This is a genomic window from Rahnella sp. ATs2 (assembly GCF_051851855.1).
Lineage (GTDB): Bacteria > Pseudomonadota > Gammaproteobacteria > Enterobacterales > Enterobacteriaceae > Rahnella > Rahnella variigena.
On record NZ_JBLYPL010000004.1, the window covers coordinates 259,511 to 273,539 of the forward strand.

A 14,029-nucleotide genomic window follows, 5' to 3' on the forward strand; every position below is an offset into this window, starting at 1 on the left:
TAGTTTGTTTATTAATTCTGATAATCATTTAAGGCTTTTGTGGACTATCTACCAATATTTGCCGACCTCAAACAACGCCCTGTGCTGGTTGTGGGTGGTGGCGAAGTCGCTGCTCGCAAAATCGATCTTCTCCTGCGGGCGGGTGCGCAAGTACGGATAGTCGCACAGGCACTTTCTCCCGAGCTGGAACAACGCAGACAGGCCGCTGAAGTCAGCTGGTCAGCCCAGGCGTTTTTGCCGGAACAACTCGATGACGTGTTTCTGGTGATTGCCGCCACTGACGATGCTGCGCTGAATGCTGAAGTGTTTGAGCAGGCCAACCGCCGTCATGTGCTGGCTAACGTGGTTGACGATCAGCCGAAGTGCTCGTTCATTTTCCCTTCGATTGTCGACCGTTCGCCGATTGTCGTGGCGATTTCTTCCAGCGGTAAAGCGCCGGTGCTCGCCAGAATGCTGCGTGAAAAGCTGGAAACGTTGCTGCCGAACAGCCTCGGGCAAATGGCCGATATCGCCGGACGCTGGCGTGAAAACGTGAAAGCGCAGTTCAGTTCGATGCGCGCGCGTCGCCGTTTCTGGGAACACGCGTTCGCCGGACGTTTCGCCAGCCTCGCGTCTGCGGGAAAGCTCGCAGAAGCTGAACAGGCGCTGCAACAACAGTTAGAAAACGCGGAAGACATCTCGCATAACGGCAATGTCACGCTGGTCGGTGCCGGGCCGGGTGATGCAGGATTGCTCACCTTACGCGGGTTGCAGGTGATGCAGCAGGCTGATGTGGTGCTTTACGACTATCTGGTCAGCGAAGAAGTGCTGGATCTGGTGCGTCGTGATGCGGACAAGATTTGTGTCGGTAAACGTGCGGGCAGCCATTCTGTCGCGCAGGAAGAAACTAACCGTCTGCTGGTCGAACTGGCGCAGCAGGGGAAAAAAGTCGTCCGCCTCAAAGGCGGTGACCCGTTTATTTTCGGTCGCGGCGGCGAAGAGTTACAGGCGGTGCAGGCCGCTGGCATTCCTTTCCAGGTGGTGCCGGGCGTGACCGCAGCGGCGGGTGCAACGGCTTACGCCGGGATCCCGCTGACGCACCGCGATTACGCGCAGAGCGTCATATTTGTGACAGGACATTGCCGCCCGGAAAACAACGGCGTGCAGTGGGAGACTCTGGCGAAAGGCCAGCAAACATTGGCGATTTACATGGGCACGCTCAAAGCGGCTGAAATCAGCCAGCAACTGATCGCTCATGGTCGCGCAGCGAATACGCCCGTTGCCGTTATCGGACGGGGAACGCGTTCTGACCAGCAGGTGCTGACCGGAACACTCGATAATCTTGAACATCTGGCTCAACAGGCGCCGGCGCCGGCGTTACTGGTGATTGGTGAAGTGGTTTCGCTTCATCAGCAACTGGCCTGGTTTGGGCATCATCCTGAGACTGACGGCACCCAACGCCCGTCGGTTGTGAATTTGGCTTAAAGGATCTGTTATGGACGAAAAACGACTGACTCATTTGCGGCAACTGGAGGCGGAGAGTATCCATATCATCCGTGAAGTGGCTGCTGAATTCGCCAACCCGGTGATGATGTATTCCATCGGGAAAGACTCCTCGGTGATGCTGCATCTGGCACGCAAAGCCTTCTTCCCGGGCACCTTGCCGTTCCCGCTGCTGCACGTGGATACCGGCTGGAAATTCCGTGAAATGTACGAATTCCGTGACCGCACGGCGAAGAACTACGGTTTCGAGCTGATTGTGCATAAGAACCCGGAAGGCGTGGCGATGGGCATTAACCCGTTCGTTCACGGCAGCGCCAAACACACCGATATCATGAAAACCGAAGGGCTGAAGCAGGCGCTGAGCAAACACGGTTTTGATGCGGCTTTCGGCGGTGCTCGTCGTGACGAAGAAAAATCCCGCGCCAAAGAGCGTATTTATTCCTTCCGCGACCGCTTCCACCGCTGGGATCCAAAAAACCAGCGCCCTGAGCTGTGGCACAACTACAACGGCCAGATCAACAAAGGCGAAAGCATCCGCGTGTTCCCGCTCTCCAACTGGACTGAGCTGGATATCTGGCAGTACATCTATCTGGAAAACATCGAGATCGTTCCGCTGTATCTGGCCGCGCCGCGTCCGGTGCTGGAGCGCGACGGTATGCTGCTGATGGTGGATGACGATCGTATTGATCTGCAACCGGGCGAAGTGATCGAGAAGAAAATGGTGCGTTTCCGCACATTAGGTTGCTGGCCGCTGACCGGTGCCGTTGAATCCGAAGCGCAATCGCTGCCGGAGATCATCGAAGAAATGCTGGTGTCGACCACCAGTGAACGTCAGGGACGCGCGATCGACCGTGATCAGGCCGGTTCGATGGAACTGAAAAAGCGTCAAGGGTACTTCTGAGGAGCCGCAGCTAATGAATAACGCAATTGCACAACAAATCGCGGAGCAGGGCGGCGTCGAAGCTTACCTGCACGCTCAGCAACACAAAAGCCTGCTGCGCTTTCTGACTTGTGGCAGCGTCGATGACGGTAAAAGTACCTTGATCGGACGTCTGCTGCATGACACCCGTCAGATCTACGAAGATCAGCTGTCTTCTTTGCACAACGACAGCAAGCGCCACGGCACGCAGGGCGAGAAACTGGATCTGGCTTTGCTGGTGGACGGCCTGCAGGCTGAACGCGAGCAGGGCATTACTATCGACGTGGCTTACCGTTATTTCTCCACCGAGAAACGTAAGTTTATTATCGCCGACACGCCGGGGCATGAGCAGTACACCCGTAATATGGCGACCGGTGCATCGACCTGTGATCTGGCGATCTTACTGATCGACGCCCGTAAAGGCGTGCTGGATCAAACCCGCCGCCACAGCTTCATTGCGACATTGCTCGGGATCCGCCATCTGGTAGTGGCCGTCAACAAAATGGATCTGGTGGATTACAGCGAAACAGTTTACGAGCAGTTTAAACAGGATTATCTGGATTTCGCTCAGCAACTGCCGACCGATCTGGACATCAAATTTGTGCCGCTTTCTGCGCTGGAAGGCGATAACGTCGCCACACCAGGCGAGAACATGAGCTGGTACACCGGCCCTACGCTGCTCGACGTGCTGGAAACGGTCAACATCATCAACATCCGTGAACAGCAGCCGATGCGTTTCCCGGTGCAGTATGTGAACCGTCCAAACCTCGATTTCCGCGGGTATGCCGGTACGCTGGCGTCCGGTTCCGTGCGTGTCGGTCAGAAAATCAAAGTGCTGCCTTCAGGTGTGGAATCCACCGTGGCGCGCATTGTGACTTTCGATGGCGATTTGCAGGAAGCCTGGGCAGGCGAGGCGATTACGCTGGTGCTGGCCGATGAACGCGATATCAGCCGTGGAGACACGCTGGTGGATGCACAAGAAACCGTTAAGCCGGTGCAAAACGCCAAAGTTGACGTGGTGTGGATGGCGGAACAGCCACTGAGTGTCGGCCAGAGTTACGACATCAAAGTCGGCGGCAAGAAAGCCCGTGCGCGGGTGGAAAACATCGAATACCAGGTGGAAATCAACTCGCTGACGCAGCGTGTGGTGGAAAACCTGCCGCTCAACGGCATCGGCCTGGTCGAACTGGCCTTTGACGAGCCGCTGGTGCTGGATAACTACCAGAGTAATGCGGTCATCGGTGGCATGATCTTTATTGATCGCCTGACTAACGTCACCGTCGGTGCCGGTCTGGTGCGCGAAGCGGTTGAACAGGTTTATCAGGAATCGGATAAATACAGCGCGTTTGAGCTGGAACTGAACAGTCTGGTGCGTCGTCACTTCCCGCACTGGGGCGCGCGCGACCTGCTGGGTGGCAAATAAGATGGCGTCACAAGACAGCACTTTGTTAAAAGATGAGAATGTTGTCTGGCATCCGCACGCGGTTACGCGTGCAGATCGCGAAAAACAGCATGGCCATCGCGGTGCCGTATTGTGGTTCACCGGGCTTTCGGGCTCGGGGAAATCCACCGTCGCTGGCGCGCTGGAGCAGGCGCTGCATGCGCAGGGCGTCAGCACGTATCTGCTCGATGGCGATAACGTCCGCCACGGGTTGTGCCGTGATCTGGGCTTCACTGACGATGACCGTCGTGAAAACATCCGTCGCGTGGGTGAAGTGGCAAAACTGATGGTGGATGCCGGACAGGTCGTGCTGACTGCGTTTATCTCGCCGCACCGCGCCGAGCGTGACATGGTGCGTGATTTGCTGGAAGACGGTCAGTTTATCGAAGTGTTTGTAGATACGCCGCTGGCTATCTGTGAGGCGCGGGATCCGAAAGGTTTGTACAAGAAAGCCCGGGCGGGTGAACTGAAAAACTTTACCGGAATTGACTCCGAATATCAGCCGCCACAGACCCCGGATGTGCATCTTGATGGTGAACAATTGGTAACACATTTGGTCCCTCAATTATTAGATGTGATGCGCCAGCGCGCTATTATCAATCCCTGAATGTTGCCGGCCAAACGCCACAGAGCGTGCCGGTTTACACTGAAATACAGGGATCACCTATGCAGGCTTTACTCAGCAGACTTGTCAGCCGGATCCGCGAAGATCGTACCGGGGAAATCAGCCCCCGGACACGCGTGCTGGTGCCGGTAACCGACAGCTCAGACAACGAAGATCCTTCCTACTCCATGCAGGGCGGATTCATCGGGTTTGTCTTCTACTGGCTGGCGTTTGCGATCCCTTTTCTGGTTTATGGTTCCAACACCCTATTTTTCCTGCTCTACACCTGGCCGTTCTTTCTGGCGCTGATGCCGGTTTCCGTCCTGATAGGCATTGCGTTCAGCACGTTCTTTGGCGGTGGCTGGTTTAAAACCTCTGTGGCCAGCGCGGTCTGCGTTATCGGCATGTTCTGGACAGTCTTCTCTTTCCTGTCTGGCTGGTGACTTTTCCTGGCGGTTTTCCCTGTAAATTCCCTTCACGATGTAACCCATTGTGTCATTCTCACCCGTAATTGCGTGCGTAAGTCTGATTCTCACCGGCATTTACCCTGCCACAGTGGAGTCAGAGGGAAAGTTGTGGGATGATTGTCCGGCTTTTTTAGGGGGCGGGGATGGGCAAACTAACACTGCTTTTACTGATTTTACTTGGCTGGCTACAGTATTCGCTGTGGCTGGGTAAGAATGGTATTCACGATTATGTTCGTGTAAACGATGACGTTCAGGTGCAGCAAGGTAATAACGGCAAACTGAAATCACGTAATGATCAACTTTTCGCAGAAATCGACGATTTAAACGGCGGTCAGGAAGCGATCGAAGAACGCGCACGCAACGAACTGGGCATGATTAAACCCGGCGAGACTTTCTATCGTCTGGTGCCTGACAACAAACGTGCGCCGGGCAGCACCGTTTCGCAAAACAACCTGAATCAATAGCCATGAGTCATACCGCAGTTTCCCTTCCAGAGGTCATTGCCGTGTTACCGGCTGCCGGAATTGGCAGCCGTATGCAGGCAGAATGCCCCAAGCAATACCTTTCTGTTGGCGGTAAAACGCTGATAGAACATTCCATTCGCGCTTTGCTGCAAAGTGGCAGAGTCAGCCTGGTTATCGTGGCGTTAAGCCCGCACGACACGCAGTTCGCCGAACTTCCCATTGCCCGTGATCCGCGGATCCGCGTGGTGGCCGGCGGGGCTGAACGCGCTGAATCGGTCATGGCCGGACTGGACGTCGCCGGTGACCGTGGCTGGGTGCTGGTGCATGACGCCGCACGCCCGTGTTTGCATCCCGATGACCTCAGTAATTTGCTGGCGATTTCCGCCACCAGCAAAGTCGGCGGCATCCTCGCCGCCCCGGTGCGTGACACCATGAAACGCGGCGAACCCGGTGTCGCGGCAATTGCGCATACTGTCGATCGTCAGGATCTCTGGCACGCGCTGACGCCACAATTTTTCCCGCTCGAATTACTGAAAACCTGCCTGCGCCGTGCCCTTAATGAAGGGGCAGTGGTCACAGATGAAGCTTCTGCAATGGAATATTGCGGGTTTCATCCTATGCTGATCCCGGCACGGGCCGATAATATTAAAGTCACCCGGCCCGAAGATCTGGCGCTGGCAGAATTCTATTTAACCCGCTTATCCCAGGAGGAGAACGCATAATGCGTATCGGTCACGGTTTTGATGTACATAAGTTTGGCGGCGAAGGTCCGCTGGTGATCGGTGGTGTGCGTATCCCTTATCCGCAGGGTTTACTGGCGCATTCTGACGGCGATGTCGCGCTGCACGCGGCCACTGACGCACTGCTCGGTGCTGCTGCGCTGGGTGACATCGGCAAATTGTTCCCAGATACCGATCCGGCATTTAAAGGCGCTGACAGCCGTGAACTGCTGCGTGAAGCTTATCGCCGTATCCGTGCGAAGGGCTACAAGCTGGGCAATCTGGATATCACCATCATTGCACAGGCACCGAAAATGGCGCCGCACATCCCGCAGATGCGCGTGTTTCTGGCCGAAGATTTGCAGTGCCATATGGATGACGTCAACGTAAAAGCCACCACCACTGAACAGCTGGGCTTCACCGGTCGCGGCGAAGGTATCGCCTGCGAAGCCGTTGCCCTGCTGATTAAGGAATGATGTTGTGGAAGATTACCGCATGATAGATATGTCACGTCTCACCTGGTTACTGGGCGAACCTGTTGCCACCGGCCAGCTGAAAGCCAATCCGGAAGACTTTATCGTCGAAGAGGATCTGGGCTTTGAGCCGGACGGAGAAGGTGAACATCTGTTGGTGCGGATCCGCAAAAATGGCTGCAACACCCAATTTGTTGCCGAGCAGCTGGCGCGGTTTGCCAAAGTGCATCCGCGCGACGTCAGTTATGCCGGTCTCAAGGACCGTCATGCAGTCACCGAACAATGGTTTTGCCTGCATCTGCCGGGCAAGGCTGATCCAGATTTAAGCCAGTTTGACCTTGAAGGCTGCGAAGTGGTCCGCGCCTCACGTCATCGCAAAAAAATGCGTATCGGCACGCTGAAAGGTAATGCGTTTACGCTGGTGCTGCGCCAGATAAGCGATATCGCGGATGTTGAAGCACGTCTGGAAAAAATCACCCAACAGGGCGTACCGAACTATTTCGGCACCCAGCGGTTTGGTCGTGGCGGCAATAATCTGGTGCAGGCGAAACGCTGGGCAACCAACGAAGCCCGTCCGAAAGAACGCGCTAAACGCAGCTTCTATCTTTCCGCCAGCCGCAGCGCGATGTTCAATATCGTCGCCAGCCAGCGTCTGGCCGATGGCACCGTGCGTCAGCCGATGCTGGGCGATGCCCTGCAACTGAGCGGACGCGGCAGCTGGTTTGTGGCGAAAGCCGAAGAGTTTGAATCGCTGCAACCTCGTGTTGAAAGCGGTGAACTGCTGGTGACGGCACCTTTACCCGGCGACGGCCCGCTGGGCACGCTGGAAGACGCCGAAGCGTTCGAGCAAACCTGTCTCAGCGATCAGACAGATTTGCTGTCACTCCTTAAACGTGAACGGGTGGAACCTGCGCGTCGTGCCATTATGCTGCAACCTTTGCAGATGCAATGGCAGCGCTGGGATGACGTCACTCTGGAACTCAAATTCTGGTTACCGGCCGGCAGTTATGCCACCAGCGTGGTGCGTGAACTGATGAATCTGGATGAAACTGATGCGGATATTACTGAGTAACGACGACGGCGTACTGGCTCCGGGCATTCAGGCGCTGGCGTCCGCGCTGCGTGAGTTTGCCGACGTGAAGCTGGTGGCCCCTGACCGTAACCGCAGCGGCGCATCGAACGCGCTGACGCTGGACGGCCCGTTGCGTATTCAGTCTTACCCCAACGGCGATACTGCCGTGATTAATGGCACGCCGACCGACTGCGTATATCTTGGCGTCAATACGCTGATGCGTCCGAAGCCGGATATCGTGGTCTCCGGCATTAACGCCGGACCGAATCTGGGCGACGACGTAATTTACTCCGGCACCGTTGCTGCCGCCATGGAAGGCCGTCATCTGGGCTTTCCTGCGCTGGCGGTCTCGCTGGACGGTCATCAGCATTACGACACAGCGGCGACCATCACTTGTCGTATTCTCAGGGCGCTGGCGCGTGAGCCTTTGCGTACTGGCAAAATTCTGAATATTAACGTCCCGGATCTGCCGCTTTCGCAGATTAAAGGGATCAAAGTGACGCGTTGCGGTAGCCGTCATCCGGCTGAGCAGGTATTTTGTCAGCAGGATCCGCGTGGTCAGGACTTGTACTGGATTGGTCCGCCGGGCGATAAATTTGATGTCGCACCTGACACTGATTTTGCCGCTGTCGCGCAAGGTTATGTTTCAGTGACGCCACTTCAGGTGGATTTAACTGCCTATGCGGCTCAGGATGTCGTGGTCTCATGGTTGGAAAAGGCCGGGGTGAGCGCGAATGGTGAATAAGCCGATGTATAACCTGTTGGAACAGCTGCGCCAGCAGGGCATTCATGATGAAAAACTGCTGCATGCCATTGAATCCGTGCCGCGAGAGCGGTTCGTCGATGAGGCATTTCAGCATAAAGCCTACGAAAACACTGCGTTGCCGATTGGCTCCGGCCAGACCATTTCTCAGCCCTATACGGTGGCGAGAATGACTGAGCTGCTGCGCCTTGAGCCGTCTTCACGCGTGCTGGAAATTGGCACCGGTTCGGGCTATCAGACCGCGATTCTGGCGCATCTGGTGGAGCATGTTTTCTCGGTCGAGCGCATCAAGGGATTGCAGTGGCAGGCGAAAAGACGCCTCAAGCAACTCGATTTGCATAACGTCTCCACCCGTCATGGTGACGGCTGGCAGGGCTGGCCTTCGCGCGGTCCGTTTGACGCCATTATTGTCACCGCCGCACCCCCTGAAATACCTCAAGATTTACTGCAACAACTCGATGATGGCGGCGTTTTAATTCTGCCCGTGGGCGAAGAAAATCAGACACTGCAACGGGTCACCCGTCGTGGTGATGAGTTTGTCGCCGAAAACATCGAAGCCGTTCGTTTTGTTCCGCTGGTGAAAGGCGAACTTGCCTGAAACCGGCGCTGTGCAGGTGCCTTCAGGACTAACCCCTTAAAATTTAAATACAACTGTTATATGGTGCTGTACTGGCGATGTTGATAGCATCCACTACAGTTTTTTATGGCACAGCGGCATTCGGGCAACGTCCTGAATGCGCATGTTGCCTGCCCGCACCGTGTCAGGTGACACGAAAAGCGCCAGCTGGCGCGGTGTGCGCGGTTAAAGAGATATTCTGAGATTGCCGTAACGGGGGAAATATGAGCACGGGAAGCCCAATAAAAACACTAAGCCGCATTGCAGTGTGTACTTTTATCAGTGCCTGGATGGCGGGATGTTCGAACAATTCAACGACATCTGCACCTATCAGCAGCGTTAATGGCGGCGGAAACAGTGGCAACAGTAGTCAGAATACTCTGAATTCCAATCCGCAAATGGCACCCGCCGTGGGGCCTGGCGGACACATTGTGTACAACCGCAGCTATAACTCCATCCCTAAGGGAAGTTACAGCGGCAGTACCTATCAGGTGAAGCGTGGCGACACCCTGTTCTACATTGCGTGGATCACCGGCAATGACTTCCGTGACCTGGCCGCGCGCAACAATATCCCTGCGCCATACAGCCTCGAAGTCGGGCAGACAGTCCAGATAAATAACGTCTCTTCTGCGGCCAGCACCAGCAGCGCGCCAGTGGTTACCGATGCCACAAATGGCGGTGTTCCGAAAGTACCAACCGGAGGAATGCTTGCAGGTTCTGTGGTTGCATCTCAACCAACTACCACGTATTCTGATTCTTCTGGTAAACAGAATGTAGGTAAGATGTTGCCTTCATCAGGTGCAGTTACTACCACCACAACACCTGTTGCTGTAGCCAGCACTCCCGTCGCCACGACAACAAATAATGGCGGTCCGGTTTCCTCCTGGAAATGGCCGACTGACGGGAAAATTATCGATAATTTCTCAGCTTCTGAAGGGGGAAATAAGGGGATCGATATTGCTGGTTCGCGTGGACAATCTGTCGTAGCAACCGCCTCGGGGCGTGTGGTTTACGCGGGTAATGCTCTTCGCGGTTACGGTAATCTGATCATCATTAAACACAATGATGATTACCTGAGCGCCTATGCACATAACGATACAATGCTGGTCCGGGAACAACAAGAAGTGCAGGCGGGACAAAAAATAGCGACTATGGGTAGCACCGGAACCAGTTCAGTAAGATTGCATTTTGAAATTCGTTACAAGGGGAAATCCGTAAACCCGCTGCGTTATCTTCCGCAGCGATAAATCGGGGCAGAGCATTGATTCTGCCCTCGGGACCACGGGTAGGAGCAGCTTATGAGTCAGAATACGCTGAAAGTTAACGAGTTACATGATGATGTAGATTTCGATGAGAACAGCGCTGAAGCCTTTGACGAGAAAGCATTAGTCGAAGAGACTGCCGACAACGATGCTGAAGAAGAATTGTTGTCGCAGGCTGTAAGCCAGAGAGTGCTGGACGCCACTCAACTGTACCTCGGTGAAATCGGTTATTCCCCTCTGCTTACCGCAGAAGAGGAAGTTTATTTCGCACGACGCGCGCTGCGGGGAGATGTTCCTTCCCGCCGCCGTATGATTGAAAGTAACCTGCGTTTGGTGGTTAAGATTGCCCGCCGCTACAGTAATCGCGGTCTGGCACTGCTGGATTTGATCGAGGAAGGCAACCTGGGTCTGATCCGTGCGGTTGAAAAATTCGACCCTGAGCGCGGTTTCCGTTTCTCTACCTATGCAACATGGTGGATCCGTCAGACAATCGAACGGGCGATCATGAATCAAACCCGTACTATTCGTCTGCCGATTCACATCGTTAAAGAACTGAACGTTTACCTGCGTACTGCACGTGAACTTGCACATAAACTGGACCATGAACCGAGCGCTGAAGAGATTGCTGAGCAACTCGACAAGCCGGTACATGACGTCAGCCGTATGTTACGCCTGAATGAACGCATCACTTCTGTAGACACTCCGTTGGGTGGTGACTCAGAGAAAGCGTTGTTAGATATTCTGGCGGATGAAAAAGACAACGGCCCGGAAGACACCACACAAGACGACGATATGAAACAGAGTATCGTTAAGTGGTTATTCGAGTTGAATGCAAAACAGCGTGAAGTACTGGCGCGTCGTTTCGGCCTGTTGGGCTATGAAGCGGCAACGCTGGAAGATGTGGGCCGCGAAATTGGCCTGACACGTGAACGTGTTCGTCAGATTCAGGTAGAAGGTTTGCGTCGCCTGCGTGAAATCCTGCAGGGGCAAGGCCTGAGCATTGAAGCATTGTTCCGCGAATAAACAACGCGTCAGACAGTGACTGCATCATGCAGTATCTGCAAGAACGAAAAATAAAAACGGTGGGTTAATCCCCACCGTTTTTTTATGCACGCTGATCGGGCCAGCAGACGCTTACACCATATCTTTCAGACGATAGATCCACTCCAGCGCCTGACGTGGCGACAATGAATCCGCATCGAGAGCCTCCAGGGCTTCCACCGCCGGAGACACTTCTTCGGTCAGTAATGCCAGCTGCGGACCATCAACTTTGCTGGCAGCGGCGTTGTTCGACAACGTTTCCAGCTCTTTCAGTTTCTGGCGCGCACGCTTAATCACATCACGCGGAACACCGGCCAGTGCAGCCACAGCCAGACCGTAGCTTTTGCTGGCCGCGCCGTCCTGCACGCTGTGCATAAAGACAATGGTGTCGCCGTGTTCGATAGCATCCAGATGCACGTTGACCGTGCCTTCCATTTTTTCCGGCAGGGTGGTCAGCTCGAAATAATGGGTGGCGAACAACGTCATGGCTTTAATACGACTGGCGAGGTTTTCCGCGCACGCCCAGGCCAGTGACAGACCATCGTAGGTTGACGTCCCGCGTCCGATTTCATCCATCAGCACCAGACTGTTTTCGGTCGCGTTGTGCAGGATATTCGCCGTCTCGGTCATTTCCACCATGAAGGTCGAACGCCCGGAAGCCAGATCGTCCGCTGCACCGACGCGGGTGAAGATGCGATCCACCGGCCCGATGACGGCAGTCTCAGCGGGAACATAGCTGCCGATATGCGCCATCAGAACAATCAGCGCCGCCTGACGCATATAGGTACTTTTACCGCCCATGTTAGGACCGGTGATGATCAGCATCCGTCGCGCCGGAGACATGTTCAGCGGGTTGGAGATAAAGGGTTCGCTCAGCACCTGCTCAACCACCGGATGGCGACCGCCGGTAATATTAATACCCGGCTTTTCACTCATGGTCGGGCAAGCGTAATTGAGCGTGTAAGCACGTTCCGCCAGATTGCTCAGCACATCCAGCTCGGCCAGCGCGCTGGCGCTTTGCTGCAACGCAGACAGATGCGGCATCAGCAGGTCGAACAGCTCTTCATACAGCGCTTTTTCCAGAGACAGCGCCTTGCCTTTGGAGGTCAGTACTTTGTCTTCGTATTCTTTCAGCTCAGGAATGATGTAGCGCTCGGCATTTTTCAGCGTCTGGCGACGGACGTAATGAATCGGCACCAGATGGCTCTGACCGCGGCTGACCTGAATGTAATAACCGTGAACGCCGTTGAAACCGACTTTCAGCGTATCCAGCCCCAGCTTTTCACGTTCGCGGATCTCCAGACGATCGAGATAATCCGTCGCGCCGTCTGCCAGCGCACGCCATTCATCCAGCTCAGCGTTGTAGCCCGGTGCGATTACGCCACCGTCACGCACCAGAACCGGCGGGCTTTCGATCACAGCGCGTTCCAGCAATTCCACCAGTTCGGTAAAGTCACCGGTTTGCTCCACCAGCGTTTTCACATGAGCGGCTTCGGTTCCCTGCAAGATCTCGCGAATTTCCGGCAGTTGCTGCATGGCATGACGCATTCGGGCCAGATCACGCGGACGTGCGCTGCGCAGTGCCAGACGTGCCAGAATACGCTCGAGGTCGCCGACCTGACGCAGCACCGGCTGTAAATCGGCGGTGATATCCTGCAACGCAACAATCGCCTGCTGACGATGCGTCAGCAGTTTGATATCGCGGCTCGGCATGTGGATCCAGCGTTTGAGCATACGGCTGCCCATCGGCGTCACCGCCTGATCAAGCACCGCGGCCAGCGTGTTTTCGACGCCACCGGCCAGATTTTGCGTCAGCTCCAGATTACGGCGGGTGGCCGCATCCATAATAATGCCATCCTGCTGGCGTTCCATGGTGACACCACGGATATGCGGCAGGGCAGTGCGCTGGGTATCTTTCACGTATTGCAGCAGACAACCGGCAGCACGCAGCGCCTGAGCCGCCTGCTCAACGCCAAAGCCGCTTAAATCGCGGGTACCAAATTGCAGATTGAGCTGCTGCTTCGCGGTTTCCAGCTCAAATTCCCACATCGGACGGCGACGCAATCCGCGACGGGAAGAGATAAGCTGCATGGCTTCAAAGCTTTCCGGATACAGCAATTCCGCCGGATTGGTACGCTGCAATTCCGCTGCCATGGTTTCCAGATCGTCGGGCTGAGCCACACGGAAACGGCCGGAGCTGATATCCAGCGTCGCATACCCAAATCCACGGCCGTCCTGCCAGATAGCCGCCAGCAGGTTGTCATGGCGCTCGCTCAGCAACGCTTCATCGCTGACGGTGCCGGGCGTGACAATACGCACGACTTTACGCTCAACCGGCCCTTTACTCAGCGCCGGGTCGCCAATCTGTTCGGCGATCGCGACGGATTCACCGAGCTGCACCAGTTTCGCCAGATAGCCTTCCACCGCATGATAAGGCACGCCCGCCATCGGGATCGGCTCACCGGCAGAAGCACCGCGTTTGGTCAGGGAGATGTCCATCAGCTGCGATGCGCGTTTCGCATCGTCATAAAACAGTTCGTAGAAGTCGCCCATGCGATAGAACAGCAGAACCTCCGGGTTCTCTGCTTTGAGACGCAGATACTGCTGCATCATCGGCGTGTGGGCATCCAGGTTTACATTATTTGTCATAGACTTAATCTTTTTAATCCATTTTTCGACGCGATGGGTTTAAGGATTTTTTCTGTT

At 55.3% G+C, this 14,029-nt stretch carries 14 protein-coding genes; 13 read left to right on the top strand and 1 reads right to left on the bottom strand.

Annotation, left to right across the window (positions count from 1 at the left end):
- Positions 1-39: 39 nt before the first annotated feature.
- The 13 genes from cysG to rpoS all read left to right on the top strand — a co-directional run bounded on the left by cysG (position 40) and on the right by rpoS (position 11,305).
- Positions 40-1,464, top strand: a complete 1,425-nt coding sequence (gene cysG, locus ACJY2G_RS05715; RefSeq protein WP_430319975.1) for a siroheme synthase CysG — start codon at positions 40-42, stop codon at positions 1,462-1,464.
- A 10-nt stretch (positions 1,465-1,474) separates the two neighbouring features.
- Positions 1,475-2,383: a sulfate adenylyltransferase subunit CysD gene (gene cysD, locus ACJY2G_RS05720; protein WP_112287719.1), complete on the top strand. Its 909-nt coding sequence runs from the start codon at positions 1,475-1,477 to the stop codon at positions 2,381-2,383.
- Positions 2,384-2,396: 13 nt separating this feature from the next.
- The gene (gene cysN, locus ACJY2G_RS05725) at positions 2,397-3,824 is read left to right on the top strand and encodes a sulfate adenylyltransferase subunit CysN (protein WP_439291482.1); all 1,428 of its coding nucleotides are present in this window, start codon (positions 2,397-2,399) and stop codon (positions 3,822-3,824) included.
- 1 nt (position 3,825) lies between these two features.
- Positions 3,826-4,449 (top strand): adenylyl-sulfate kinase, encoded by a 624-nt coding sequence (cysC, locus tag ACJY2G_RS05730; protein WP_112287717.1) that lies wholly within the window; start codon positions 3,826-3,828, stop codon positions 4,447-4,449.
- Positions 4,450-4,508: 59 nt separating this feature from the next.
- A complete protein-coding gene (locus ACJY2G_RS05735) occupies positions 4,509-4,889 on the top strand; it encodes a DUF3561 family protein (protein ID WP_430319974.1) in 381 nt (126 codons plus the stop codon).
- Positions 4,890-5,056: 167 nt separating this feature from the next.
- The gene (gene ftsB, locus ACJY2G_RS05740; protein WP_112287715.1) at positions 5,057-5,377 is read left to right on the top strand and encodes a cell division protein FtsB; all 321 of its coding nucleotides are present in this window, start codon (positions 5,057-5,059) and stop codon (positions 5,375-5,377) included.
- Between the two features lie 2 nt (positions 5,378-5,379).
- On the top strand, positions 5,380-6,099 hold the full coding sequence (ispD, locus tag ACJY2G_RS05745) for a 2-C-methyl-D-erythritol 4-phosphate cytidylyltransferase (protein ID WP_120163241.1): 720 nt from the start codon (positions 5,380-5,382) through the stop codon (positions 6,097-6,099).
- Positions 6,099-6,572: a 2-C-methyl-D-erythritol 2,4-cyclodiphosphate synthase gene (ispF, locus tag ACJY2G_RS05750; protein WP_015695903.1), complete on the top strand. Its 474-nt coding sequence runs from the start codon at positions 6,099-6,101 to the stop codon at positions 6,570-6,572. Before ispD ends, ispF begins: the two co-directional genes overlap by 1 nt.
- Before the next feature lie 22 nt (positions 6,573-6,594).
- Positions 6,595-7,641 (top strand): tRNA pseudouridine(13) synthase TruD, encoded by a 1,047-nt coding sequence (gene truD / locus ACJY2G_RS05755; protein ID WP_165353181.1) that lies wholly within the window; start codon positions 6,595-6,597, stop codon positions 7,639-7,641.
- A complete protein-coding gene (gene surE, locus ACJY2G_RS05760) occupies positions 7,622-8,386 on the top strand; it encodes a 5'/3'-nucleotidase SurE (RefSeq protein ID WP_430319973.1) in 765 nt (254 codons plus the stop codon). The genes truD and surE overlap by 20 nt, the downstream gene beginning before the upstream one ends.
- The gene (locus ACJY2G_RS05765) at positions 8,376-9,002 is read left to right on the top strand and encodes a protein-L-isoaspartate(D-aspartate) O-methyltransferase (RefSeq protein ID WP_112287713.1); all 627 of its coding nucleotides are present in this window, start codon (positions 8,376-8,378) and stop codon (positions 9,000-9,002) included. The genes surE and ACJY2G_RS05765 overlap by 11 nt, the downstream gene beginning before the upstream one ends.
- A gap of 242 nt (positions 9,003-9,244) precedes the next feature.
- Complete coding sequence (nlpD, locus tag ACJY2G_RS05770) at positions 9,245-10,267, top strand: murein hydrolase activator NlpD (protein WP_314721293.1); 1,023 nt, start codon at positions 9,245-9,247, stop codon at positions 10,265-10,267.
- Between the two features lie 51 nt (positions 10,268-10,318).
- Positions 10,319-11,305 (top strand): RNA polymerase sigma factor RpoS, encoded by a 987-nt coding sequence (rpoS, locus tag ACJY2G_RS05775; RefSeq protein WP_112287711.1) that lies wholly within the window; start codon positions 10,319-10,321, stop codon positions 11,303-11,305.
- 111 nt (positions 11,306-11,416) lie between these two features.
- On the opposite strand, the gene mutS is transcribed toward rpoS, so the two are convergent.
- Complete coding sequence (gene mutS, locus ACJY2G_RS05780) at positions 11,417-13,972, bottom strand: DNA mismatch repair protein MutS (RefSeq protein ID WP_439291486.1); 2,556 nt, start codon at positions 13,970-13,972, stop codon at positions 11,417-11,419.
- Positions 13,973-14,029 lie beyond the last annotated feature (57 nt).